Raw genomic sequence first — 24,023 nt, 5'->3', positions numbered from 1 at the left:
ACACCATGGCCAACCCCCAGGGCATCATCGACCCGCCCATCGACGACCTGCTCAGCAAGGTCGAGTCGAAGTACGCGCTCGTCATCTTCGCGTCCAAGCGCGCCCGCCAGATCAACGACTACTACGCCGACCTGCACGAGGGCTCGCTCTTCGACAACGTCGGACCGCTCGTCGACTCGACGATCGACGACAAGCCGCTGTCCGTCGCGCTCCACGAGATCAACGAGGACAAGCTCACCGTCACCAAGCAGCAGCAGCCCACCGACTGATCCCGGTGACTGCAGCTGCTCTCCGCCTCTTCACGTCCGAGTCGGTGACCGAGGGGCACCCCGACAAGATCTGCGACCAGATCTCGGACAGCATCCTCGACGCACTGCTGACGGTCGACCCGAACGCGCGCGTCGCCGTCGAGACGATGGTGACCACCGGGCTCGTGCACGTCGCCGGCGAGGTCACGACCTCCGGCTACGTCGAGATCCCCAAGCTCGTCCGTGACGTCATCACCGGGATCGGCTACAACTCGTCGGACGTCTCGTTCGACGGTGCCACGTGCGGTGTCGAGGTCTCGATCGGCGCCCAGTCGCCGGACATCGCGCAGGGTGTGGACGAGTCGCTCGACTCCCGCACCGGTGCGGTCGACCCGCTCGACCGTCAGGGCGCCGGCGACCAGGGCATCATGTTCGGCTTCGCGACGAACGAGACCCCCGAGTACATGCCGGTCGCGATCTGGCTGGCGCACCGCCTGGCCGAGCGCTTGGCCGCGGTCCGGAAGTCGGGCGAGCTGTCGTTCCTGCGCCCGGACGGCAAGACCCAGGTCACCATCGGGTACGACGGCGTCGTGCCGAAGACCGTCGAGACCGTCGTGCTCTCCACGCAGCACTCGCCGAGCGTCACGCTCGACGAGCTCACCGCCGCGATCACCGAGCACGTGATCCGTCCGGTCCTCGACCTGGTCGACCTCGACTCGTCGCACGTCGACGTCATCGTGAACCCGACCGGCCGCTTCGAGATCGGCGGCCCCCAGGGCGACGCCGGGCTCACCGGCCGCAAGGTGATCGTCGACACCTACGGCGGGGCCTCCCGTCACGGTGGCGGCGCGTTCAGCGGCAAGGACCCGTCGAAGGTCGACCGTTCTGCGGCGTACGCGCTGCGCTGGGTCGCCAAGAACGCGGTCGCCGCGGGGCTCGCCGACCGGCTCGAGGTGCAGGTCGCGTACGCGATCGGCCGTGCGAAGCCCGTCGGGCTCTACGTCGAGACCTTCGGCACCGGACACGTCGACGACGCCACGATCGAGGCCGCCATCCGCCAGGTCTTCGACCTGCGTCCGGCCGCGATCATCCGCGACCTCGACCTGCTCCGACCGATCTACGCGCAGACCGCGACCTACGGCCACTTCGGCCGCGAGCTCCCCGGGTTCACGTGGGAGCAGCTCGACCGTGTCGAGGAACTCCGCGCCGCCGCAGGACTCGTCGCCGCGACCGTCTGAAGCACCGCGTGACCACCGTCGCGCGCGTCGTCCTCGACTCGCCGCTCCCGCAGTTGGACCGCTTGTTCGACTACCGTGTTCCGGCCGAGCTCGAGGACGACTGCGTCGCGGGGGTCCGCGTCAAGGTGCCGCTGCGCACCGGGGCCCGGATGTCCGACGGCTACGTGGTCGAGATCGTCACCGAGGGTGAGTACCCGGGTGAGCTGAGCCAGATCGAGGCCGTCCTGTCCCCGGTGCCCGTCCTGGCGCCGGAGATCTGGACCCTCGCGCGCGCCGTCGCCGACCGGGCCGCGGGGGTCGCCTCCGACGTGCTGCGCCTCGCCGTGCCACCGCGGCAGGTGCGCGCCGAGAAGGCCTGGCTCGCCCGGGACACCGCGTGGTCGCCGCCGCCGGTGACCGCCCCGCCCGTCACCGGCTACGCCGACGGCGTCCTGGAGGCCGTGGTGACGGAGCACGGACGCGCCGCGGTCGCCGCCGTGCCCCAGCCCGTGGCGATGGGCGACGCGGACGCGCCGGTCTGGGTCCCGGGATGGGCCGCGACGCTCGCCCAGGCCGCCGCGCACACGGTGGCGGCCGAGCAGTCCGCCGTGATCGCCGTTCCGGACTTCCGCGACGTCATCGACCTCGAGCGTGCCCTGCTCGCCGTGCTGCCACCGGAGCGGGTGGTGCGCTTCGACGCGAAGCAGACGAACGGGCAGCGCGCGAAGGCACTGCTGCAGGCCCGCACGCACCCGGTGGTCGCGATCGGCAACCGCACGGCGATGTACGCACCGGCGACGGAGCTCGGCCTGATCGCCATGTGGGACGACGGCGACGCCTCGTTCATCGAGCAGCGGGCGCCCTACGTGCACACGCGCGACGTCGCCCTGGTGCGGGCCGCCCAGTCCGGTGCCGCGCTGCTGTTCGTCTCACACGCGCGCAGCACCGACGTGCAGCGCCTGGTCGAGCTGCACTGGCTGCAGGACGTCGTGCCGTACCGCGTGAAGACCCCGAAGGTCATCCCCACCGTGCAGCAGACCGGGGCCGAGGGGTTCGCCGCACAGGCGCGCATCCCGAGCTCTGCCTGGCGTGCCGCGCGCGAGGCCAGCCAGCACGGTGCCGTCCTGGTGCAGGTCGCGAGCCCGGGCTTCGGTACCGGGCTGGTCTGTGCCGAGTGCGGCGAACGCGCGCACTGCCGGGTCTGCGGCGGGCCGCTCGGCAGCCCGCACCGTGGCGCCACGCCCCAGTGCCGCTTCTGCGGCGCGCTGGCCGTCGGGTTCCGCTGCCCGACGTGCGGCAACGGCACCGTGAAGCCGGTCGGTCAGGGAGCGCAACGGACCGCCGACGAACTCGGGCGGGCGTTCCCCGGCACCCGGATCGTCGTCGCCGACGGCTCTCGCCCGCTCGACGAGGTCCCCGCCCGCCCGTCCGTGGTGGTCGCCACCCGTGGGGCCGAGCCGGCGGTGCCGGGGGGCTACGCCTGCGTCCTGCTGCTGGACGGTGAGAAGATGCTCGCCCGCGAGGGGCTGCGCGTGCAGGAGGACGTCCTGCGCTTCTGGACGAACGCGGCGGCGAAGTCGTCTCCCGGGGCCGAGGTGTACCTGGTCGGGATCGGCGGGCGGCTGGCCTCGGCGATGGCCCTGTGGCGACTCGACGGACCCGCGCACGACGAGCTGACCGACCGCCGCGAACTCCACTTCCCGCCGGCGGTCCGGGTGGCGACGATGACCGGTACCGACGAAGCCGTCACCGCGGCGGTCGAAGCGCTCGGCGACGCCGTCGTCGGTCCGGTGCTCGGCCCGGTCCCGGTCGAGGACGACGCCCTGCCCGGCACGGTCCGGGCGATCGTGCGGTTCCCGTACGCACACGGGGCCGAGGTCGCCGCCACGCTCAAGGCCGAGGTCATCCGGCGCTCGTCGACCCGGCGGGTGCTCAAGGGCGGCAACCGCCGACGGGCCGCTCCGACGCTGCGGGTGCGGTTGGACGACGCCGAACCGTTCTCCGAGGTCTGACGCCGTCGGGCCCGGGTGGGTCCGATTTGCTGCACGACGCAGAACGACACCGTCGACGTCGTGCGACGTCGGCGGTGTCGTTCGGGGTCTGCCGCCGTGCGGCGACCGGCTGGTGCGGTTCGGTCAGGCGTTGGCGGGCCGGCGACGCTCGCGCGGCAGCACGACGCCGAGGGCGACCATGCCGATGGCGAGGACGAGGTGCAGCCAGTTGTCGGCGTTGTTCAGCGGGACGAAGTTCGCACCCGAGCTGTGGCCGGCGGTGAACAGGCCGTAGATCCACAGCACGAAGTAGACGATCCCGCCGATCACCAGGTACATCCGCGAGCCGGAGGCACGGTTGGCGGCGAGCAGTCCGACGACGCCGAACAGCAGGTGCACGATGTTGTGCAGCACGGACACCTGGAAGATGCCGAGCAGCATGCCCATCGACTCGTGTCCGGCCCCGGCCAGGTCGCCGGTCGTGATGCCGGGGATGAACCCGGCGATCCCGACGAGCAGGAACACGATGCCGACCACGAGGGCGGCCTTCTGGACGGACGAACCGGCGTAGCGGTTGGTGGCGGTGGTGACGTCGCTCATGGGGTTTCCTCTCCTGATGTGGTTCAGACCGTACGCAGCCGATGCTCTGCTGTCCCCAAGGTGAGCCGGAACGCGCACCGTGACGCTGGCGACCGGGCAAGGCGCAGTGGCTCGCGCGTGGGAGGATCGAACCCATGCGTCTCGTCGTCGCCGGCAGCCCCGCTGCGGCCGTCCCCACCCTCCGCCGTCTGGCAGCGTCCGACCACGAGATCGTCGCGGTGCTCACGCGGCCGGCCACCCCGCAGGGCCGCAAGCGTGTCCTCACCCCGACCCCCGTGGCCGTCGTCGCCGCGGAGCTCGGCCTGCCGGTCATCGAGGCCTCGCGCGTCGACGACGCCGTCACCGCCCGGATCGCGGACCTCGACGTCGACCTCGGCGTGATCGTCGCCTACGGCGCACTGCTCCGCCGCCCGGCGCTCGACGCCCCGAGGCACGGCTGGATCAACCTGCACTTCTCCGACCTGCCGGCGTACCGCGGTGCTGCTCCCGTGCAGCGTGCGGTGATGGCCGGCGACACCCGGACCGCCGCCACGGTCTTCCAGCTGGTCGAGGCGCTCGACGCCGGCCCGGTCTACGCCGCGCGGCCCTTCGAGATCGACCCCGGGGCGACCTCGGGCGAGGTCCTCGCGGCGATGGCCGAGGTCGGCGCCGACGTGGTGGCGGACGTCGTGGACGCCATCGCCGACGGCACCGCAGTCGCGACCGAACAGTCCGGCGAGCCCACGCTCGCACCGAAGCTCACGATCGACGACGGCCGCATCGACTTCGCCGCGCCCGCCACCGCCGTGCACGCGCGGCTGCGCGGCGTCACGCCCGAGCCCGGCGCGTACGCCCACCTGGGCGAGACCCGCGTGAAGCTGCTCCGCAGCACCCTCCAGCCGGGAGGCACGCAGGACCCCGCCCCGTCGCTCGCGCCGGGTGCGCTCGCACTCCACGGCGGTCGGCTGCTGGTCGGGACCGCCGACACCCCGCTGTTGCTGCTCGAGGTGCAGCCGGCGGGCAAGAAGGCGATGGACGCCGCCGCCTGGGCCCGTGGCCTCGGCGAACTGGACGGGAAGGTCCTCGCATGAGCCCCCAGACGAAGCCCCAGGGTGCCCGCCGCGGCCCGCGTCCGGCCAGCGCCCGCCGCGTGGCGTTCGACGTGCTCCGCGCCGTGCAGGTCGACGACGCCTACGCGAACCTGCTGCTGCCGACGCGCATCCGCCGCGCCGGGCTCACCGCCCGCGACGCCGGGTTCGCGACCGAGCTCACCTACGGGTCGATCCGGATGCTCGGCCGCTACGACGTGATCATCGCGCTGGCCTCCGGTCGCCGGGCCGAGAACATCGAGGCGGACGTCCTCGACGTGATGCGCCTCGGTGCGCACCAGCTGCTCGCCATGCGCACGCCGACGCACGCCGCGGTCGACGCCACGGTCGAGCTCGCCCGCGAGGTCGGCGCCCGCCGCGCGACCGGGTTCGTGAACGCCGTGATGCGCAAGATCGCCGCCCGCACCGATCAGGAGTGGGACGCCCTGATCACCGAGGGCCGCGCCGGGGACGCCCTGCTCGCCACCCGCTGGTCGCACCCCGTCTGGGTCGTCTCGGCGCTCCGCGACGCCCTGGCCGCCGAACGCTCCCGCGACGAGCTCGCCGCCCTGCTCGCCGCCGACAACGCCGCACCCCGGGTGCAGCTCGCGGCCCTGCCCGGACTCGCCACCGACGAGGACATCGCCACGGCGACCGCCCGCACTTCCCCAGACGACGACACCGACGCCGCGTTCGCCGACGCGACCGGTGCGGACGACGTGCCCGCGGCCCTCGTGCCCGCCGACGACGAACCGGAGGCCGACGGCGCGACCGGCACCGTGCCTCCCGTCCGGGCCGAGGAGCCCGTCGTGCAGGCGGACGCCGCGCCGGTGTCGCCCGTCGGCATCCGCGGCATCAGCGGCGACCCGGCGCGCGTGCCCGGCGTCGCCGCCGGACGCCTGCGTGTGCAGGACGAGGGGTCGCAGCTCGCCGCGCTGGCGCTGAGCCGCTCGTCGGACGTGCGTGCGGGGGAGCGGTGGCTCGACATGTGCGCCGGGCCCGGCGGCAAGGCCGCGCTGCTCGCCGCCGAGGCGCAGCAGGGCGGGGCGACCCTGGTCGCCAACGAGCTCGTGCCCGCCCGGGCCGGACTCGTGCGGAACGCCCTCGGCGTGTTCGGTGACCACGTGCGGGTCGTCGAGGGCGACGCCCGTCGGTACGGCCGCGACGGCACCGGGATGACCTTCGACCGCATCCTGCTCGACGCCCCGTGCACCGGGCTCGGCGCGCTGCGTCGCCGGCCGGAGGCCCGTTGGCGGAAGCTCCCCGAGGACGTCGAGGAGCTCGCTGCCCTGCAGACCGAACTGCTCGACGCCGCCGTCCGGGTGCTCGCACCGGGTGGGACCCTGGCGTACGTGACGTGTTCGCCGCACCTGGCCGAGACCCGCGGGCAGGTCGACGCGCTGATGGGGCGGCACGGGGACCGGCTCGAGCAGCTCGACACCGCCACGATCGTCCGGGGTGTCGCCGCGCGCGACCCCGAGATCGCGGACGGTGTCACGGCGCAGCTGTGGCCGCACCGGATCGGGACGGACGCGATGTTCATCGCGCTGTTCCGTCGCGTCGACTGACCACCCCGCCGACCGGGATCGGGCTCAGCGCGACCGTCGGTAGGCACTGCCGTCGCACGTGTGCACGGCCGTGTCGTCGAACAAGGTGCGCAGGTTGTACGCGGCGCAGTCCCGGAAGGTACCGATGCTGATCCACCGCGCCGACCGGCGCAGCTCGCCCTTGGACGGGCCGTCCGAACCGATGCCGGCGCGGTGGACCGTCCAGGCGATGTCCTGCGCCTCGGCGTCGAGGTAGCGCATCACCGACTCGTTGTCCGCGTGCTGTCCGATGTACTCCCGCGCGAGCGTCGACCGGACGAGGCGGAGCACGGGCGCGAGCCGCTTGCCGGGAGGCGCACTCAGCCCACCGGCCTGGTAGAGCAGCCGCCGGGTGCCGCTCCGGCGCATGGCCGGCACGAGCGTGCGGACGAACGCGGTGTTGACCGGTCGCTCGCGCTGCGCGGCGACGTCCCCGAGCATCACGACCACGCCCGTCACGCCCTCGAGCAGCGCGTCGAGGTCGAGGCCGTCGGTGACCGAGCCCTGCACGACCTGCAGGTCGTCGTGCTGGACCGCCAGCTTCGACGGTGTCCGGACGACGGCGCGGACACGGTGTCCGGCATCGAGTGCGAGCCGGGTGAAGTGCTGGCCGGTCTGTCCGGTCGCGCCGAACACGAGCAGGTGCTGTCGAGGTGTCATCCACCCAATCTAGGCAATGACTAGAAAATAGGCAATGCCTAGTACCGCGATAGGCTCTCTCCATGCCGGAGCGTCCCTTCCACCACGGGAACCTGCGGGCCGTGCTGCTCGACGAGGCCGTCCAGGTCCTGCGCGAGGACGGCGTCGACGGGTTGTCCCTCCGTGACCTGGCGCGGCGCGCCGGGGTCAGCCACGGTGCGCCGCGGAGCCACTTCGTCGACCGCCAGGCACTCCTCGACGCCCTCGCCGTGCTCGGTTTCGAGCGACTGACCACCGCGGTGCGCCGGGCCCTCTCCGGCTCGGGCGACGTCGACGACCGGTTCCGTCGGGTCGCCATGGCGTACGTCGACTTCGCCATCGACGACGCGGCGCTCATGGACCTCATGTTCCAGGCGTCGACGGCCGGCCGGTCCGGCCCCGTGCAGACCGCCGCCGAATCGCTGTTCGCCGTGCTCGACGGCGCGCTCGGAGCGTCCGCGCCGGAGCCCGGCGAGGACGCCCGGACCACCTTCAAGCTCCTGTTCGCCGCGACCATGCAGGGGATCGCGGGCCTCGTCGTGTCGCGCCGGATCGACCGCCCGCAGGGCGAGCGGCTGGTCGAAGCAGCACTCGGGACGATGCTCCGGTCCGACCTCGGCACGCGCGCCCTCGGCGACGGCTGACCCCGCCCCCGGACGGCGCCGCGCGCACCCGGGCAGCGCAGCCAGGCAGGCGCACGCCGGTAGGCTTGCCCGGTGACGATCCGCATCTCGCCGAGCATCCTGTCCGCCGACTTCGCGAACCTCGAGCGCGAACTCCAGCGCATCGAGACCGCCGACCTGGTGCACGTCGACGTGATGGACAACCACTTCGTCCCGAACCTGACGCTCGGGCTGCCGATCGTGCAGCGCTTGCAGCAGGTGTCGCCGGTGCCGCTCGACGTGCACCTGATGGTCACCGACGCCGACCGCAACGCGCCGAAGTACGCCGAGACCGGTGCATCGAGCGTCACGTTCCACTTCGAGGCAGCCGACGACCCGGTGGCGACCGCCGCGGCGATCCGGTCGAACGGTGCCCGCGCCGCCGTCGCCGTGAAGCCCGGCACCCCGATCACGCAGGTGCTGCACCACCTCGACGCCTACGACATGATCCTGCTGATGACCGTCGAGCCCGGGTTCGGCGGCCAGTCCTTCATGCCGTCCGTGATGCCGAAGCTCGCCGACGCCCGCGCTGCCGTCGATGCGTCCGGGCTCGACGTGTGGCTCGAGGTCGACGGCGGCATCTCGGTGGACACCGTGCCCGAGGCCGTGCGCAGCGGGGCCGACACGCTCGTCGCCGGGTCGGCCGTCTACGGCGGGGAGCCCGCCGCGCGGATCACGGACCTGCGCGAAGCGGCCGCGCGGGCGCGGGCATGAGCGCGACCCGTCCGGACGGTGCGTCGGCAGCGTCTGCGGAGACCGGTAGCCTGGACCCCGTGAAGACGTTCGACGACCTGTTCCAGGAGCTCACTGAGAAGGCGCGCACGCGCCCCGAGGGCTCCGGCACCGTCGCCGAACTGGACGCCGGCGTGCACCAGATCGGCAAGAAGATCGTGGAGGAAGCCGCCGAGGTCTGGATGGCGGCCGAGTACGAGGGCGACGAGCGCACCTCGGAGGAGATCTCGCAGCTGATCTACCACCTCCAGGTCCTCATGGTCGCCAAGGGGCTCACCCCGGCGGACGTCTGGCGACATCTGTAGGAAGCGCCGCCCGGCGCACCGACGACCGCCGACGACCCCACAGAAAGCAGACCCACTGATGCTCCGCATCGCCGTGCCCAACAAGGGCTCCCTGTCCGAGACCGCGTCCGACATGCTGCGGGAGGCCGGGTACGCCGGCCGCCGCGACCCGAAGGCGCTGCACCTGCTCGACGAGCGCAACGGCGTCGAGTTCTTCTTCCTCCGCCCGCGGGACATCGCCACGTACGTGGGGTCCGGCGCGCTCGACGTCGGCATCACCGGCCGCGACCTGCTGCTCGACTCCGGGTCCGAGGCGCACGAGGTCGACGCGCTCGGCTTCGCCGACTCCACCTTCCGGTTCGCCGGCACCCCGGGTCGGTTCGCCTCGCTGCAGGACCTCGACGGCGTGCGGGTGGCCACGAGCTACCCCGGACTGGTCGGTGCGTTCCTCGCCGAGCACGGGGTCAGCTCCACGCTCGTGAAGCTCGACGGCGCGGTCGAGAGCGCCGTCCGGCTCGGGGTCGCCGACGCCGTGGCCGACGTCGTGTCGACGGGCAGCACGCTCCGGCAGGCGGGCCTCGAGATCTTCGGCCCGGTGATCCTCGAGTCGACCGCGGTGCTCGTCTCCACCGACGAGACCATCCCCGGCATCGACGTGCTCCGCCGACGCCTGCAGGGCGTGCTCGTCGCCCGTGGCTACGTGATGCTCGACTACGACGTCCCCACGGCCCTGCTCGAGCAGGCGACGGCGGTGGCGTCCGGCATCGAGTCGCCAACCGTGTCGCCGCTGCACGACCGCGACTGGGCGGCTGTCCGCGTGATGATCCCGCGCGACGACGCGAACCTCATCATGGACGCGCTCTACGACCTCGGCGCCCGGGCGATCCTCGTCAGCCCGATCCACGCCGCACGCCTGTGACCGCCGGTGGCGTGTCGGTCCGGGTCATCCCGTGCCTCGACGTCAAGGGCGGCCGCGTCGTCAAGGGCGTCAACTTCCTGGACCTGCAGGACGCCGGTGACCCCGTCGAGCTCGCGGCTCGGTACTACGAGCAGGGTGCCGACGAGCTGACCTTCCTCGACGTCGGCGCCACGGTCGAGAACCGGGCGACGATGTACGACACCGTGACCCGGACGGCCGAGCAGGTCTTCATCCCGCTCACCGTCGGTGGTGGGGTGCGCAGCGTCGACGACGTCTCGCGCCTGCAGCAGTGCGGCGCGGACAAGATCGGCGTGAACAGCGCAGCGATCGCCCGGCACGAGCTCATCGGCGAGATCGCCGACCGGTTCGGTGCCCAGGCCGTCGTGCTGTCGCTCGACGTCAAGCGCTCCGACCGGATGCCCTCGGGTTTCGTGGTCACCACCCACGGCGGGCGGACCGAGTCCGACCTCGACGCCATCGCGTGGGCACGCGAGGCCGTCGAGCGCGGCGCGGGGGAACTGCTCGTCAACTCCATCGACGCCGACGGCACGAAGAACGGGTTCGACCTCGAACTCGTGGCCGCGGTGCGCGCCGTCTCGTCCGTCCCGGTGATCGCCTCGGGAGGCGCGGGTCACGTCGAGCACTTCGCCCCGGCCGTCGACGCGGGAGCGGATGCAGTCCTCGCCGCCAGTGTCTTCCACCGTGGCGAGATGACCGTGGGGGACGTCAAGGCCGCGCTCCGCGCGACCGGCCACGCCGTCCGCTGATCCGCCGCCGTAGGCTAGGAGTCTCATGACCGACAGCACCAGCACCGACACCGAGGCGGTCCTCGACCGCGCACGCTTCGGTGCGGACGGCCTGCTCCCCGCCATCGTGCAGGAGGAATCGTCGAAGGACGTCCTCATGCTCGGCTACATGGACCGGGAAGCCCTCCGCCGCACCCTCACCGAAGGCCGTGTGACCTTCTGGTCGCGGTCGCGGAACGAGTACTGGCGGAAGGGTGACACGTCGGGACATGCCCAGTACGTCCGGGGCGCTGCACTGGACTGCGACGACGACACGCTCCTCGTCACGGTGCAGCAGGTCGGGGCGGCGTGCCACACCGGTGCGCACCGGTGCTTCGACGTCGACCCGCTCGCGCCCGTGACCATGTCCGCCCCGGCGGACACGGCCGTGGAGCCGACCCGATGACCACCGCGACGATCTCCGAGACCCCGCACACGACCTCCCGACCGGAGTTCGACGGCCTGCTCGACGACCACCGCGTCCTGCCGGTCGTCCGCGCGCTGTACGGCGACAGCGAGACGCCGGTCGGCGTCTACCGCAAGCTCGCCGACGGCCGCCCCGGGTCCTTCCTGCTCGAGTCCGCCGGTCAGGGTGGCCTGTGGTCACGCTGGTCGTTCGTCGGTGTGCGGAGCTTCGGCGTCCTGACGCAGGACGGCGACCGCGCGGCCTGGATCGACACCGGCATCGACGCCGAGCGCGCCGTCGGGTCGCTCGACGGCGCCCCACTCGAGGTCCTCGCACGGTTGCACGAGCGCTGGGCCACGCCGCGGGTGCCCGGCTCGCCGCCGCTCGTCGGCGGCACCGTCGGCTTCATCGGGTGGGAGGCCGTGCGGCAGCTCGAGCACCTGCCGAACGTGCCGCCGGCCGACTTCGACGTGCCCGGACAGGCGCTGTCGTTCGTCTCCGAACTCGCCGCACTCGACCACCGCACCGGTCTCGTGCTGCTGGTCGCGAGCGTGCTGAACGACGGCACCGACGACGCGGACACCCTCTGGGCGGACGCGCAGCAGCGCCTCGACCGCATGCAGGGCGACCTGGTGCAGCCGAGCGTCGCGACCGTCGCCGAGGCGTTCGAGATCGCCGAGCCGACCCCGACCCACCGCACGAGCCCGGCCGACTACATGGCGGCCGTCGAGCGCTCGAAGGGCTTCATCCGCGACGGTGACGTGTTCCAGGTCGTCATCTCGCAGCGGTTCGACCACGAGGTCACGGCCGACCCGCTCGACGTCTACCGGGTGCTCCGGACGCTGAACCCGAGCCCGTACATGTACTTCCTCGCCCTCGCGGACACCGCCGACGAGCGGTTCTGGATCGTCGGCGCTTCCCCGGAGGCGCTGGTCAAGGTGCAGGGCGACCGCGCCATCACGCACCCGATCGCCGGGTCCCGCCCGCGTGGTGCGACCCCGGAAGAGGACGTCCACCTCGGCGAGGACCTGCTCGGCGACCCGAAGGAGCGCGCCGAGCACCTGATGCTCGTCGACCTCGCCCGCAACGACCTGCAGAAGGTGTGCGAGCCGGGCACCGTCAGCGTCACCGAGTTCATGACCGTCGAGCGGTTCAGCCACATCATGCACCTGGTGTCGAGCGTCGAGGGGCGGGTGCGTCCCGAGGCCTCGGCGATCGACGTGTTCCGGGCGACGTTCCCGGCCGGCACGCTCTCGGGCGCGCCGAAGCCGCGTGCGCTCGAGATCATCGACGAGCTCGAGCCGGCGAAGCGCGGTGCGTACGCCGGTGTCGTCGGGTACTTCGACTTCGCCGGTGACGCCGACCTGGCGATCGCGATCCGCACCGCCCTGATCAAGGACGGCGTCGCCCGCGTGCAGGCCGGTGCCGGACTCGTCGCGGACTCCGACCCGGAGACCGAGCACGTCGAGGCGGTCAACAAGGCCGCCGCCCCGCTGCGTGCCGTCGCCACGGCCAACCGGATGCGCGAGGTCCGCTCGTGAAGCGCTCGCGTCCGATCGTGGTCGTCGCCGGACTCCTGGTCGCCGGCGTCATCATGCTCGCCTGGACCCAGACCTGGTTCACCGTGCGCCTGCACGCGGGCGCCGCCGTCACCTCGACGGTCTCGGCCGACGGGGCGGCGGTCGTGCCGCAGTACACGGCGCTGGCGATCGCCAGCCTCGCGCTCTTCCTGGCGATGACCATCGCCGGACGGGTGCTGCGCATCGTGCTCGCCGCCGTCGAGATCCTGCTCGGCCTCGGGGTCGTCGTCAGCGGGATCACCGCACTCCGTGACCCGATCGCCGCTGCACGCGGTGCCGTCGGCGAGGTCGCCGGGGTCAGTGACCTCGGCGCCGTCCGCGGTGTCGTGTCGAGCGTCTCCGTGAGCCCGTGGCCCGCCGTCGGGATCGCGGGCGGCGTCCTCGCCGTGCTGCTCGGCGTGGTCGTCATCGTGGTCCAGCGCGCCTGGCCCGGCCCGAGCCGGAAGTACGGCGCCGCGACCGCCGGAGCCGCCGCGGCGGCACGCGCGGCAGCACCCGTCCAGCGCGACGCGGTCGTCGACTGGGACGACCTGAGCGCGGGCGTAGACCCGACCACCGCCGACGGCGCGGGCGCGGGGGCGCCGAGTGACGACACGGTAGGATCGACAGGGCGTCGCTCGACCGACGACGCCGGAGCAGAACGAGGAGCACCGTGAGCAACACTGAGCCCGCAGAACTCGGCGAAGGCCACTCGCCGGCCGCCTGGACCGCCGTCGTGATCATGCTGATCGGATTCGCGGCAGGCACGCTGTTCTTCTGGTTCGACCAGCCGTGGGGCGTCTGGGCCTCCGCTGGCGTCGTCCTCATCGGCCTCATCGTCGGTGGCGTGATGAAGAAGGCCGGTTACGGCGTCGACGGTCCGAAGTTCGTCCCCAAGCACCACGGCGAGTAGGGGTCTCCCGATGCCGAACGTGCTCGAGACCCTCGTCGCGGGCGCGCTCGAGGACGCCGCCGCCCGTCGTGTCGACCGTCCGTACTCGGACGTCGAACGCGACCTCGACCGGGTGGCGTCGCCGCTCGACGCCCTCGCGTTCCTCAGCCCGGGTGACCGGGTGAAGATCATCGCCGAGGTCAAGCGCGCCAGCCCGTCCCGCGGGTCGATGGCCGCGATCGCCGACCCGGCTGCCCTCGCCGCCGACTACGAGCGTGGCGGGGCCTCGACGATCAGCGTCCTGACCGAGGGCCGCAAGTTCCTCGGCAGTCTCGCCGACCTCGAAGCCGTGAAGGCCCGCGTCGGGGTACCCGTGCTCCGCAAGGACTTCATCGCCGACCCGTACCAGGTGATCGAGGCCCGGGCGTCCGGAGCCGACGTCGTGCTGCTCATCGTGGCGGCGCTCGAACAGGCCCGCCTGGTCGAACTGCACACCCTGGCCGAAGAACTCGGCATGCGCGTGCTGGTCGAGGCGCACTCCGGTGACGAGGTCACGCGTGGCCTCGACGCCGGCGCCCGCATCCTCGGCGTCAACGCCCGTGACCTGACCGACTTCTCGCTCGACCGCGACCTGTTCGGGTCGCTCGCCGACCGCATCCCCACCGGGGTCGTGCGGGTCGCCGAGTCCGCGGTCTCCGGTCCGGCCGACGTCGCCCACTACCGGGCAGCCGGCGCCGACGTCGTGCTGGTCGGCGAAGCGCTCGTGACGGGTGACGACCCCGCCGCGACCCTGGCGTCGTTCGTCGACGCCGCCGACCAGGCCTGACCGGCTCACCGGGCCGCTGACCGGCGGCCCGGACCGCCCACGCATCGAGGCCGCCGACCGCGGCCGCACGTTCCACCCGTCCGACGCGGCCCACCGGCCGCGTCGGACTCGTCCCGGGAGACACATCGTGACCTCACTCCGCGACCTGCACGGCCCCTACTTCGGTGACTTCGGCGGACGCTTCGTCCCCGAGTCCCTCGTCCTCGCGCTCGACGAGCTCGAGGCCGCCTTCCGTCAGGCCTGGGCCGACCCGGCGTTCCGTGCGGAGCTCGACGAGCTGCAGCGCGACTACACCGGGCGCCCCTCGATCATCACCGAGGTGCCGCGGTTCGCGAAGCACGCCGGTGGCGCTCGGGTGATCCTGAAGCGCGAGGACCTGAACCACACCGGTTCCCACAAGATCAACAACGTCCTCGGCCAGGCCCTCGTCGCCCGTCGGCTCGGCAAGACCCGCCTGATCGCCGAGACCGGTGCCGGCCAGCACGGCGTCGCCACGGCGACCGCTGCCGCGCTGTTCGGCATGGAGTGCGTCGTCTACATGGGCGCCGTGGACACCGAGCGACAGGCCCTCAACGTGGCCCGGATGCGCCTGCTCGGCGCCGAGGTCATCCCCGTCGAGACCGGTTCGCGCACCCTGAAGGACGCCATCAACGACGCCCTGCGCGACTGGGTCGCCAACGTCTCGTCGACGCACTACCTGCTCGGCACGGTCGCCGGTCCGCACCCGTTCCCCGAGATGGTGCGCGAGTTCCACAAGGTCATCGGCGAGGAAGCGCGCCAGCAGGTCCTCGACCGCGTCGGGCGCCTGCCGGACGCCGTCGCGGCCTGCGTCGGCGGCGGATCGAACGCGATGGGCATCTTCGAGGCGTTCCTCGACGACGAGTCCGTCGCGCTGCACGGCTTCGAGGCCGGCGGCGACGGCGTCGAGACCGGTCGGCACGCGGCGAGCATCACGCTCGGTCGCGAGGGCGTGCTGCAGGGCGCGAAGTCGTACCTGATGCAGGACGAGGACGGCCAGACGATCGAGAGCCACAGCATCTCGGCCGGACTCGACTACCCGAGCGTCGGACCGGAGCACGCGTACCTGGCGTCGATCGGCCGCGCGAAGTACCAGCCGATCACCGACACCGAGGCGATGGAGGCGTTCCGCCTGCTGAGCCAGACCGAGGGCATCATCCCGGCGATCGAGTCGTCCCACGCCCTCGCCGGTGCCATGAAGCTCGGCAAGGAGCTCGGCCCCGAGGGCGTCGTGCTCGTGAACCTGTCCGGCCGGGGCGACAAGGACGTCGCGTCCGCCAGTCGCTACTTCGGCATCCTCGACGAGAACGCGGTGCAGCTGTGACCACGAACCGGACCGTCGCCACGACGATCGACACCGCCAACGCCGAGCGCGCCGGAGCCGTCGTCGGCTACCTGCCCGCCGGGTACCCGAACCTGCAGACCAGCGTCGACGCCGCCGTCGCCCTCGCCGAGAACGGCGTGGACGTCATCGAGTTCGGCCTGCCGTACTCGGACCCGGTGATGGACGGCCCCGTGATCCAGCGGGCGGCCGAGGAGAGCCTGGCGAACGGCTTCCGGGTCGCACAGGTCTTCGACGCCGTGCAGCAGATCACCGAGCGGGCCGACGTGCCGGTGCTCGTCATGACGTACTGGAACCCGGTGCTGCGCTACGGCGTGGACCGCTTCGCCGACGACCTCGTCGCCGCCGGAGCCGCCGGCCTCATCACGCCCGACCTCATCCCCGACGAGGCCTCCGCGTGGACCGAGGCCTCCGAGCGGACCGGGCTCGACCGGGTCTTCCTCGCGGCACCGTCCTCGTCGGACGAGCGCATGCGCCAGGCGGTCGAGGCCAGCCGTGGGTTCGTCTACGCCGTCTCCACGATGGGTGTGACCGGTGCACGGGCCGGGGTCGACGTCGCCGCACGCACGGTGGTGTCGCGCCTGCGCGACGCCGGGGTCGAGCGCACCTGCGTGGGTCTCGGGATCTCGACGGCCGAGCAGGTCGGCGAGGTGCTCGAGTACGCCGACGGTGCCATCGTCGGGTCCGCGTTCGTCCGCGCGCTGGCCGACCTCGGTGTGCAGGGTGTGGCCGACCGTGCCGCCGACCTCGCCACCGGCGCCCGCCGCCGCTAGTCCAGTTCCTGTCGGGCCCGCGACCCGCGCTACAGTGAGCGAGGCCGACGCCACGTCGACCGCGCCCCGTCAGTTCCGAAAGGCGACAGCACCTCCATGCCCCTCCTGAGCATCCCGAGCCCGAGCACCGCCTGGCAGTACTTCGACCTGACCGCCTGGCTGCGCGACGCGTTCGGCTGGTCGCTGCCCCTCGACTTCCGCATCCACGCGTACGCGATCTGCATCCTGATCGGGATCGTGGCCGCGGTCGTCCTGGCGAACCGCCGACTCAACGCCCGCGGCGTCGAGCGCTGGATCATCATCGACATCGCGATCTGGGCCGTGCCCGCCGGCATCATCGGCGGTCGCCTCTTCCACGTGTTCACCCACGTGTCCGACTACTTCGGCCCCGGCATCGACCCGCTGTCCTTCCTGTACATCTGGGAGGGCGGGCTCGCCATCTTCGGCGCGCTCATCCTCGGGTCGGTCGGCGCGTGGATCGGCTGCCGCCAGGTGGGCCTGCGCTTCACGTCGTTCATCGACGCCGTGGTGCCGGGCGTCCTGCTCGCACAGGCGTTCGGCCGTCTGGGCAACTACTTCAACCAGGAGCTCTTCGGCATGCCGACGAGCCTGCCCTGGGGCCTCGAGATCGACTCGAGCAACGCCGCCTTCCCGAAGGGTCTGCCCGAGGGCACGCTGTTCCACCCGACGTTCCTCTACGAGATCATCTGGAACGTCCTCGGTGTCGTCGTCATCCTGCTCCTCGCGCGCAAGTTCACGCTGCAGTGGGGCAAGGTCCTCGGCCTGTACCTGATCTGGTACGGCGCCGGACGCTCGGTGCTCGAGTCCATCCGCGTCGACACGAGCGAGACCTTCTTCGGGGTCCGCACCAACGTGTGGGTGGCCCTCGCCGCGGTCGTCATCGGCATCCTGATCTTCGTGGTGCAGAGCCGCCGGCACACCGGCAAGGAGCCGAGCCCGTACCTGCCGGGTCGCGGGCCCCGTCCGACCTCCGTTGTAGACTCCGAGGACACCTTCTCGGAGCACGACGACGACGCAGCAGACGGCGTCACGAGCGACGAACCGGTCACGACCACTCGCTGATCCCGTGGTGGGAGCACCCGCTCCCGACGACCACCGGTCACGCGCAGCACCACCAGCAGCAGCACCAGACGGTCTCCGCCACAAGCGGGGCCCAGCAACCTCGCCGGCCGGCAGGGCAACTCACTGACGGCGGGCACGGGCACCAGTCCCGCCCGCTCGGGCGGAACGCACCACCGGGCCACCGCTGTCCCTGTTCCACTTCCTCGTGAGGACGGTTCCCCATGGCGCTCCAGCCAACCCAGCCCTCGGCACCGACGAGCCTCGTGCCGCCGCACCGCCGCTTCTCCGCGATCCCGGACGCCACGGGCATGTACGACCCGGCGAACGAGAAGGACGCCTGCGGACTCGCGATGGTCGCGACCCTGCGCGGCACGCCCGGTCACGACATCGTCGACGCCGCACTCGGTGCGCTCCGGAACCTCGAGCACCGCGGTGCCGTGGGCTCCGACGCGGGCACCGGTGACGGCGCGGGCATCCTGTGCCAGGTGCCCGACGAGTTCCTCCGGGCCGTCGTGCCCTTCGAGCTGCCGGCCGCGGGGGAGTACGCCGTCGGTACCGCCTACCTGCCCCTGGACGACGACGCGCGCCACGCGGTGAAGGGCGCCGTCGAGCGGCTCGCCCGCGAAGAGGGCCTGAAGGTCCTCGGGTGGCGCGAGGTCCCGGTGCGTCCGGAGGTCCTCGGCACGCTCGCACGTGCCGCGATGCCGGCGTTCGAGCAGCTGTTCGTCGCCTCCATCCGGCACGACGTGCACGGTGCCTCGTGGAGCGGCATCGCGCTCGACCGCCAGGCCTTCCGGCTCCGCAAGCGCGCCGAGCACGACAACGACCTGTACTTCATGTCGCTGTCGAGCCGCACCATGGTCTACAAGGGCATGGTCACGACGCTGCAGCTCGAGCCGTTCTACCCGGACCTCAGCGACGAGCGCTTCGCGTCGAAGCTCGCGATCGTGCACTCGCGCTACTCCACCAACACGTTCCCGTCGTGGCCGCTCGCGCAGCCGTTCCGGACGATCGCCCACAACGGTGAGATCAACACCGTGCGCGGCAACCGCAACTGGATGCGCGCCCGCCAGTCGCAGCTCGAGAGCGAACTGCTCGGCGACATGGCCCCGCTCCTGCCCATCGTGAGCCCGGGGGCGAGCGACTCGGCCTCGTTCGACGAGGTCCTCGAGCTGCTGACCCTGACCGGCCGGACCCTGCCGCACGCCGTGTCGATGATGGTGCCAGAGGCGTGGGAGAACCAGGTCGGGATGGACCCGGACCTCCGCGCGTTCTACGAGTACCACTCCATGCTCATGGAGCCGTGGGACGGCCCCGCCGCGATCACCTTCACCGACGGCTCGCTCGTCGGCGCCACCCTCGACCGCAACGGCCTGCGCCCCGGACGCTTCCTGGTCACGGACGACGGCCTCATCGTGATGGGCTCCGAGACCGGGGTCATCGACGTGCCGGCCGCCAAGGTCGTGCGCAAGGGGCGCCTGCGTCCGGGCCGGATGTTCCTGGTGGACACCGAGGCCGGCCGCATCATCGAGGACGACGAGGTCAAGCGCGAACTCGCCGCCTCGGGTCCCTGGGGTGACTGGCTCGAAGCCGGCCGCATCAACCTCAACGACCTGCCGGAGCGCGAGCACATCGTGCACACCCCGGCCTCGGTCACCCGTCGGCAGCGCGCGTTCGGGTACACCGAGGAAGAGGTCCGGATCCTGCTGCGCCCGATGGCGGCAGCGGGGGCCGAACCCCTCGGCGCGATGGGCTCGGACACCCCGATCGCCGTGCTGTCCGAGCGTCCGCGACTGCTCTTCGACTACTTCACGCAGCAGTTCGCGCAGGTGACCAACCCGCCGCTCGACTCGATCCGTGAGCAGGTCATCACCTCGATGGGGATGGGGCTCGGTCCGGAGCGCAACCTGCTCTCCGCCGGTCCCGAGCACGCGAAGCAGATCACGCTCGACTTCCCGGTGATCGACAACGACCAGCTCGCCAAGGTCCAGCACTTCGAGACCGAGTCGGGTCGCCACCTGACCGTCACGATCAAGGGCCTGTACCGCGTCGACGCCGGCAAGAAGGCGATGCAGAAGCGCATCGCCGCCGTGTGCGACGAGGTCGACGCCGCGATCGAGTCCGGCAAGCAGTTCATCGTGCTGTCCGACCGCGACGGCAACTCCGAGCAGGCACCGGTGCCGAGCCTCCTGCTCCTCGCCGCGGTCCACCACCACCTGATCCGCACCGAGCAGCGCATGAAGGTCGGGCTCATCGTCGAGGCCGGCGACGTGCGCGAGGTCCACCACGTGGCGACCCTCATCGGGTACGGCGCCTCGGCGATCAACCCGTACCTGGCGATGGAGACCTGCGAGAACCTGGTCCGCGCCGGCATGATCCCCGGGATCACCCCGGAGCAGGCCGTCAAGAACGTCATCAAGGCGCTCGGCAAGGGCGTGCTGAAGATCATGTCGAAGATGGGCATCTCCACGGTGTCCAGCTACGCCGGTGCGCAGGCGTTCGAGGCCGTCGGGCTCAGCCAGGAGTTCGTCGACAGGTACTTCACGGGCACCTCGTCGATCCTGGGCGGCGTCGACATCGACGTCATCGCCAAGGAGAACGCCGAGCGGCACGCCCAGGCGTACCCGCAGGACGGTGCCGTGCTCTCCCACGAGCGGCTGCAGATCGGTGGCGAGTACCAGTGGCGCCGTCAGGGCCCGCCGCACCTGTTCAACCCGGACACGGTGTTCCGCCTGCAGCACGCCACGCGTGCCCGCCGGTACGACATCTTCCGCGAGTACTCGAGCGCCGTGGACGACCAGTCCGAGCAGCTCATGACGCTCCGCGGGCTGTTCCGGTTCAAGCAGGGCGCTCGGAAGCCCATCGCGCTCGACGAGGTCGAGTCGATCGAGTCGATCGTCAAGCGGTTCAACACCGGTGCGATGTCCTACGGGTCCATCTCGAAGGAGGCCCACGAGACGCTCGCCATCGCGATGAACCGGCTCGGTGGGCGGTCGAACACGGGCGAGGGCGGCGAGGACGTCGACCGGCTCCTCGACCCCGAGCGCCGCAGCGCGATCAAGCAGGTCGCCTCCGGCCGGTTCGGCGTGACGAGCATGTACCTCACGCACGCCACCGACATCCAGCTCAAGATGGCGCAGGGCGCGAAGCCCGGCGAGGGCGGTCAGCTGCCCCCGGCGAAGGTCTACCCGTGGGTGGCCCGCACCCGGCACGCCACCGCGGGCGTCGGCCTCATCTCGCCGCCGCCGCACCACGACATCTACTCCATCGAGGACCTCAAGCAGCTGATCTTCGACGTCAAGCGCGCCAACCCGGCCGCCCGCGTCCACGTGAAGCTCGTGAGTCAGTCCGGCATCGGTGCGGTCGCGGCCGGTGTGACGAAGGCCCTGGCCGACGTCGTACTCGTCTCCGGCCACGACGGCGGCACCGGCGCGAGCCCGCTGAACTCGCTCAAGCACGCCGGCACCCCGTGGGAGATCGGCCTGGCCGAGACCCAGCAGACGCTCATGCTGAACGGCATGCGCGACCGCGTCGTCGTGCAGGTGGACGGGCAGATGAAGACCGGGCGCGACGTCGTCGTGGCCGCGTTGCTCGGCGCCGAGGAGTACGGCTTCGCGACCGCCCCGCTCGTGGTCGAGGGCTGCATCCTGATGCGCGTCTGCCACCTGGACACCTGCCCGGTCGGCGTCGCCACGCAGAACCCCGAGCTCCGCAAGCGGTTCTCCGGCAAGCCCGAGTTCGTCGTGAACTTCTTCGAGTTCATCGCGCAGGAGGTTCGCGAACTCCTCGCCGAGCTCGGCTTCCGCAGCCTCGACGAGGCCATCGGGCAGACCGACGCGCTCGACGTCGACCGTGCCGTCGAGCACTGGAAGGCCTCAGGGCTCGACCTCGCGCCCGTGCTCAAGGGACCGCACTTCGACGACGCCGAACCGCGCCGCCACCACCGCGAGCAGGACCACGAGCTGGACCAGCACTTCGACGTGCAGCTCATCCAGCAGACCGCGGACGTGCTCGACCACGGCGGTTCGATCGCGCTCGACCTGCCCATCCGCAACACCGAGCGTGCCGTCGGCACGATGCTCGGCCACCAGGTGACCCTGCGACACGGCGAACACGGTCTGCCGAACGGTTCGATCGACGTGACGCTGCGCGGTTCCGCCGGGCAGTCGCTCGGCGCGTTCCTGCCGGCGGGCATCACGCTGCGGCTCATCGGCGACAGCAACGACTACGTCGGCAAGGGGCTCTCCGGCGGCCAGATCGTCGTCCGCCCCGACGCCGGTTCGGGCTTCGACCCCGCCGAGAACGTCATCGCCGGCAACGTCATCGGGTACGGCGCCACCCAGGGCAGCATGTTCATCCGCGGCATCGTGGGCGAGCGGTTCCTGGTGCGGAACTCCGGTGCAACGGCCGTCGTCGAGGGCGTGGGCGACCACGCGCTCGAGTACATGACGGGCGGGCTCGCGCTCATCCTCGGCGAGACCGGCCGGAACCTCGGTGCCGGCATGTCCGGTGGGACGGCGTACGTCCGTGGGCTCCGCGAGGAGCACGTCAACACCGACGCCCTGGCGTCCGGCGAACTCCGGCTCGAGGCGCTCGACAGCGCCGACGTCGAGATCGTCACCGACCTGCTCACCCGGCACGCCGACGAGACGGGGTCGACGCTCGCGTCCGACCTGCTGGCGTCCGGAGACCTGAGCGACTTCGTCAAGGTGCTGCCGCGCGACTACGCGGCGGTGCTCGAGACGCGCAGACAGGCCGTCGACGAGGGGCTCGACCCCGACGGTGACATCGTTTGGAACAGGATCATGGAGGTGACCGGTGGCTGACCCCAAGGGATTCCTGAAGGTCCAGGAACGCGAACTCCCGCCCCGGCGACCCGTGCCCGTGCGGCTCATGGACTGGAAAGAGGTCTACGAGCAGCAGGAGTCCGGTGTCCTGAAGCGCCAGGCCGGCCGCTGCATGGACTGCGGCGTGCCGTTCTGCCACCAGGGCTGCCCGCTCGGCAACCTGATCCCGGAGTGGAACGACCTGACCTGGCGCGGTGAGGGCCGACAGGCGATCGAGCGCCTGCACGAGACGAACAACTTCCCGGAGTTCACGGGTCGGCTCTGCCCGGCCCCGTGCGAGTCGTCGTGCGTGCTCGGCATCAACCAGCCCCCGGTGACGATCAAGCAGGTCGAGGTCTCGATCATCGACCAGGCGTTCCAGAACGGCTGGGTCACCCCGCACCCGCCGGAGCGCCTGACGGGCAAGACCGTCGCCGTCGTGGGCTCCGGCCCCGCCGGGCTCGCCGCCGCGCAGCAGCTCACGCGTGCCGGCCACACGGTCGCCGTCTACGAGCGGGACGACCGCATCGGCGGCCTGCTCCGCTACGGCATCCCGGACTTCAAGATGGAGAAGCGCCAGATCGACGCGCGCCTCGCCCAGATGCAGGCCGAGGGCACCCGGTTCCGTGCCGGGGTCGAGATCGGCAGGGACATCACCTGGGACGACCTGAAGTCACGCTACGACGCGGTCGTCGTCGCCACCGGCGCCACGGTGCCGCGCGACCTGCCGATCCCGGGGCGCGACCTCGAGGGCGTGCACTTCGCCATGGACTACCTGGTCCAGCAGAACAAGGCGAACGCGGGCACGACGGTCGACAACCAGATCACGGCCGAGGGCAAGCACGTCGTCGTCATCGGCGGCGGCGACACCGGCGCGGACTGCATCGGTACGGCCCACCGCCAGGGCGCGTTGAGCGTGACGAACCTGGCGATCGGCAAGCAGCCGCCGCTCGAGCGTCCGTCCGACCAGCCGTGGCCGATGTTCCCGACCGTGTTCGAGATCACGAGCGCCCACGAAGAGGGCGGCGAGCGGCACTTCCTCGCCTCCACCGTCGAGTTCCTGTCGAACGACGCCGGCGAGGTCCGCGCACTGCGGGTCGCCGAGACCGAGTACCTCGACGGCCGACGGGTCCCGAAGGCGGGCAGCGAGCGGGAGATCCCGGCCGACCTCGTCCTCATCGCGATGGGCTTCACCGGCCCCGAGTCCGACACGATCGAGCCGCAGCTCGGTCTGCCGACCACGGTCTCCGGGGCGCTCGACCGCCGTGCCGACTACGCGACCAACGAGGCCGGCGTGTTCGTCGTCGGCGACGCGGGTCGTGGGCAGTCGCTCATCGTGTGGGCGATCGCCGAGGGCCGTGCCGCGGCCGCACAGGTCGACGAGTACCTCGAGGGCTCCACGATCCTGCCGGCGCCGGTCAAGGCGACCGACCGGGCGATCTCCGTCTGATGTCGGACGCACACCAGATGTCGGGCCGCCGCCAGACGGCGGACCGTCTCCACCAGATGCTCACGCTCCCGTGAGCATG

The 24,023-nt window shown here is 71.8% G+C and carries 22 protein-coding genes; 20 read left to right on the top strand and 2 right to left on the bottom strand.

From position 1 onward, the window contains the following. Positions 1–5 precede the first annotated feature (5 nt). Genes rpoZ through BR70_RS0108565 form a run of 3 tightly spaced genes read left to right on the top strand, consistent with a single transcriptional unit; the run spans position 6 to position 3,477 of the window. On the top strand, positions 6–269 hold the full coding sequence (gene rpoZ / locus BR70_RS0108575; protein ID WP_017887186.1) for a DNA-directed RNA polymerase subunit omega: 264 nt from the start codon (positions 6–8) through the stop codon (positions 267–269). A gap of 5 nt (positions 270–274) precedes the next feature. After that, positions 275–1,486 (top strand): methionine adenosyltransferase, encoded by a 1,212-nt coding sequence (metK, locus tag BR70_RS0108570; protein WP_110858970.1) that lies wholly within the window; start codon positions 275–277, stop codon positions 1,484–1,486. Positions 1,487–1,494: 8 nt separating this feature from the next. Further along, positions 1,495–3,477, top strand: coding sequence for a primosomal protein N' family DNA-binding protein (locus BR70_RS0108565; RefSeq protein WP_035808325.1), 1,983 nt, complete (start codon positions 1,495–1,497; stop codon positions 3,475–3,477). A gap of 123 nt (positions 3,478–3,600) precedes the next feature. On the opposite strand, the gene BR70_RS0108560 is transcribed toward BR70_RS0108565, so the two are convergent. Next, positions 3,601–4,056, bottom strand: a complete 456-nt coding sequence (locus BR70_RS0108560) for a DUF4383 domain-containing protein (protein ID WP_027465734.1) — start codon at positions 4,054–4,056, stop codon at positions 3,601–3,603. Between the two features lie 134 nt (positions 4,057–4,190). Between BR70_RS0108560 and fmt the strand changes: the two genes are divergently transcribed. Further along, positions 4,191–5,126 (top strand): methionyl-tRNA formyltransferase, encoded by a 936-nt coding sequence (fmt, locus tag BR70_RS0108555; protein WP_027465733.1) that lies wholly within the window; start codon positions 4,191–4,193, stop codon positions 5,124–5,126. After that, entirely contained in the window at positions 5,123–6,691 is a 1,569-nt protein-coding gene (locus BR70_RS0108550) for an RsmB/NOP family class I SAM-dependent RNA methyltransferase (protein ID WP_231495670.1), read from the top strand. The genes fmt and BR70_RS0108550 overlap by 4 nt, the downstream gene beginning before the upstream one ends. A 24-nt stretch (positions 6,692–6,715) precedes the next feature. Here BR70_RS0108550 and BR70_RS0108545 read toward each other — a convergent pair whose 3' ends face one another. Then, positions 6,716–7,369, bottom strand: coding sequence for an NAD(P)-dependent oxidoreductase (locus BR70_RS0108545; protein WP_027465731.1), 654 nt, complete (start codon positions 7,367–7,369; stop codon positions 6,716–6,718). 62 nt (positions 7,370–7,431) lie between these two features. Between BR70_RS0108545 and BR70_RS0108540 the strand changes: the two genes are divergently transcribed. The 15 genes from BR70_RS0108540 (at position 7,432) to BR70_RS0108470 (ending at position 23,944) form a co-directional block, all read left to right on the top strand. Beyond that, positions 7,432–8,031 carry a TetR/AcrR family transcriptional regulator gene (locus BR70_RS0108540; RefSeq protein WP_027465730.1) on the top strand — a complete coding sequence of 200 codons (600 nt, stop codon included), beginning with the start codon at positions 7,432–7,434 and terminating at the stop codon, positions 8,029–8,031. A 72-nt stretch (positions 8,032–8,103) separates the two neighbouring features. Continuing rightward, positions 8,104–8,763, top strand: coding sequence for a ribulose-phosphate 3-epimerase (gene rpe, locus BR70_RS0108535; protein WP_027465729.1), 660 nt, complete (start codon positions 8,104–8,106; stop codon positions 8,761–8,763). 59 nt (positions 8,764–8,822) lie between these two features. Then, positions 8,823–9,086 carry a phosphoribosyl-ATP diphosphatase gene (locus BR70_RS0108530; protein ID WP_027465728.1) on the top strand — a complete coding sequence of 88 codons (264 nt, stop codon included), beginning with the start codon at positions 8,823–8,825 and terminating at the stop codon, positions 9,084–9,086. 58 nt (positions 9,087–9,144) lie between these two features. Next, complete coding sequence (gene hisG / locus BR70_RS0108525) at positions 9,145–9,984, top strand: ATP phosphoribosyltransferase (protein WP_027465727.1); 840 nt, start codon at positions 9,145–9,147, stop codon at positions 9,982–9,984. Between the two features lie 11 nt (positions 9,985–9,995). Beyond that, the gene (gene hisF, locus BR70_RS0108520; RefSeq protein ID WP_231495669.1) at positions 9,996–10,751 is read left to right on the top strand and encodes an imidazole glycerol phosphate synthase subunit HisF; all 756 of its coding nucleotides are present in this window, start codon (positions 9,996–9,998) and stop codon (positions 10,749–10,751) included. A gap of 25 nt (positions 10,752–10,776) precedes the next feature. Continuing rightward, entirely contained in the window at positions 10,777–11,175 is a 399-nt protein-coding gene (hisI, locus tag BR70_RS0108515) for a phosphoribosyl-AMP cyclohydrolase (RefSeq protein WP_027465725.1), read from the top strand. Further along, positions 11,172–12,716 (top strand): anthranilate synthase component I, encoded by a 1,545-nt coding sequence (locus BR70_RS0108510; RefSeq protein ID WP_027465724.1) that lies wholly within the window; start codon positions 11,172–11,174, stop codon positions 12,714–12,716. The genes hisI and BR70_RS0108510 overlap by 4 nt, the downstream gene beginning before the upstream one ends. Next, positions 12,713–13,411, top strand: coding sequence for a Trp biosynthesis-associated membrane protein (locus tag BR70_RS0108505; RefSeq protein WP_027465723.1), 699 nt, complete (start codon positions 12,713–12,715; stop codon positions 13,409–13,411). The genes BR70_RS0108510 and BR70_RS0108505 overlap by 4 nt, the downstream gene beginning before the upstream one ends. Continuing rightward, a complete protein-coding gene (locus BR70_RS0108500; protein WP_017887200.1) occupies positions 13,408–13,647 on the top strand; it encodes an HGxxPAAW family protein in 240 nt (79 codons plus the stop codon). Before BR70_RS0108505 ends, BR70_RS0108500 begins: the two co-directional genes overlap by 4 nt. 19 nt (positions 13,648–13,666) lie before the next feature. After that, complete coding sequence (gene trpC, locus BR70_RS0108495) at positions 13,667–14,452, top strand: indole-3-glycerol phosphate synthase TrpC (protein WP_027465722.1); 786 nt, start codon at positions 13,667–13,669, stop codon at positions 14,450–14,452. Between the two features lie 127 nt (positions 14,453–14,579). Continuing rightward, positions 14,580–15,794 carry a tryptophan synthase subunit beta gene (gene trpB, locus BR70_RS0108490; protein WP_027465721.1) on the top strand — a complete coding sequence of 405 codons (1,215 nt, stop codon included), beginning with the start codon at positions 14,580–14,582 and terminating at the stop codon, positions 15,792–15,794. Continuing rightward, on the top strand, positions 15,791–16,585 hold the full coding sequence (trpA, locus tag BR70_RS0108485) for a tryptophan synthase subunit alpha (protein ID WP_027465720.1): 795 nt from the start codon (positions 15,791–15,793) through the stop codon (positions 16,583–16,585). The genes trpB and trpA overlap by 4 nt, the downstream gene beginning before the upstream one ends. 96 nt (positions 16,586–16,681) lie before the next feature. After that, positions 16,682–17,668 carry a prolipoprotein diacylglyceryl transferase gene (lgt, locus tag BR70_RS0108480; protein WP_027465719.1) on the top strand — a complete coding sequence of 329 codons (987 nt, stop codon included), beginning with the start codon at positions 16,682–16,684 and terminating at the stop codon, positions 17,666–17,668. Positions 17,669–17,889: 221 nt separating this feature from the next. After that, the gene (gene gltB / locus BR70_RS0108475) at positions 17,890–22,494 is read left to right on the top strand and encodes a glutamate synthase large subunit (RefSeq protein ID WP_027465718.1); all 4,605 of its coding nucleotides are present in this window, start codon (positions 17,890–17,892) and stop codon (positions 22,492–22,494) included. Beyond that, positions 22,487–23,944 carry a glutamate synthase subunit beta gene (locus BR70_RS0108470; RefSeq protein ID WP_027465717.1) on the top strand — a complete coding sequence of 486 codons (1,458 nt, stop codon included), beginning with the start codon at positions 22,487–22,489 and terminating at the stop codon, positions 23,942–23,944. Before gltB ends, BR70_RS0108470 begins: the two co-directional genes overlap by 8 nt. The last annotated feature ends 79 nt before the right edge of the window (positions 23,945–24,023 follow it).

It is taken from the genome of Curtobacterium sp. UNCCL17 (assembly GCF_000686685.1).
GTDB lineage: Bacteria > Actinomycetota > Actinomycetes > Actinomycetales > Microbacteriaceae > Curtobacterium > Curtobacterium flaccumfaciens.
The sequence above is the reverse complement of the archived record's forward strand: the minus strand, read 5'-3'. Positions and strand labels throughout refer to the sequence as shown.

Excerpts from the sequence above, each read along its gene's own strand:
- fmt (WP_027465733.1), top strand. The coding sequence starts at position 4,191 with ATGCGTCTCGTCGTCGCCGGCAGCCCCGCTGCGGCCGTCCCCACCCTC.
- BR70_RS0108510 (WP_027465724.1), top strand. The coding sequence starts at position 11,172 with ATGACCACCGCGACGATCTCCGAGACCCCGCACACGACCTCCCGACCG.
- hisG (WP_027465727.1), top strand. The coding sequence starts at position 9,145 with ATGCTCCGCATCGCCGTGCCCAACAAGGGCTCCCTGTCCGAGACCGCG.
- BR70_RS0108560 (WP_027465734.1), bottom strand. The coding sequence starts at position 4,056 with ATGAGCGACGTCACCACCGCCACCAACCGCTACGCCGGTTCGTCCGTC.
- gltB (WP_027465718.1), top strand. The coding sequence starts at position 17,890 with ATGGCGCTCCAGCCAACCCAGCCCTCGGCACCGACGAGCCTCGTGCCG.
- BR70_RS0108540 (WP_027465730.1), top strand. The coding sequence starts at position 7,432 with ATGCCGGAGCGTCCCTTCCACCACGGGAACCTGCGGGCCGTGCTGCTC.
- BR70_RS0108550 (WP_231495670.1), top strand. The coding sequence starts at position 5,123 with ATGAGCCCCCAGACGAAGCCCCAGGGTGCCCGCCGCGGCCCGCGTCCG.
- hisI (WP_027465725.1), top strand. The coding sequence starts at position 10,777 with ATGACCGACAGCACCAGCACCGACACCGAGGCGGTCCTCGACCGCGCA.
- BR70_RS0108545 (WP_027465731.1), bottom strand. The coding sequence starts at position 7,369 with ATGACACCTCGACAGCACCTGCTCGTGTTCGGCGCGACCGGACAGACC.
- rpoZ (WP_017887186.1), top strand. The coding sequence starts at position 6 with ATGGCCAACCCCCAGGGCATCATCGACCCGCCCATCGACGACCTGCTC.
- lgt (WP_027465719.1), top strand. The coding sequence starts at position 16,682 with ATGCCCCTCCTGAGCATCCCGAGCCCGAGCACCGCCTGGCAGTACTTC.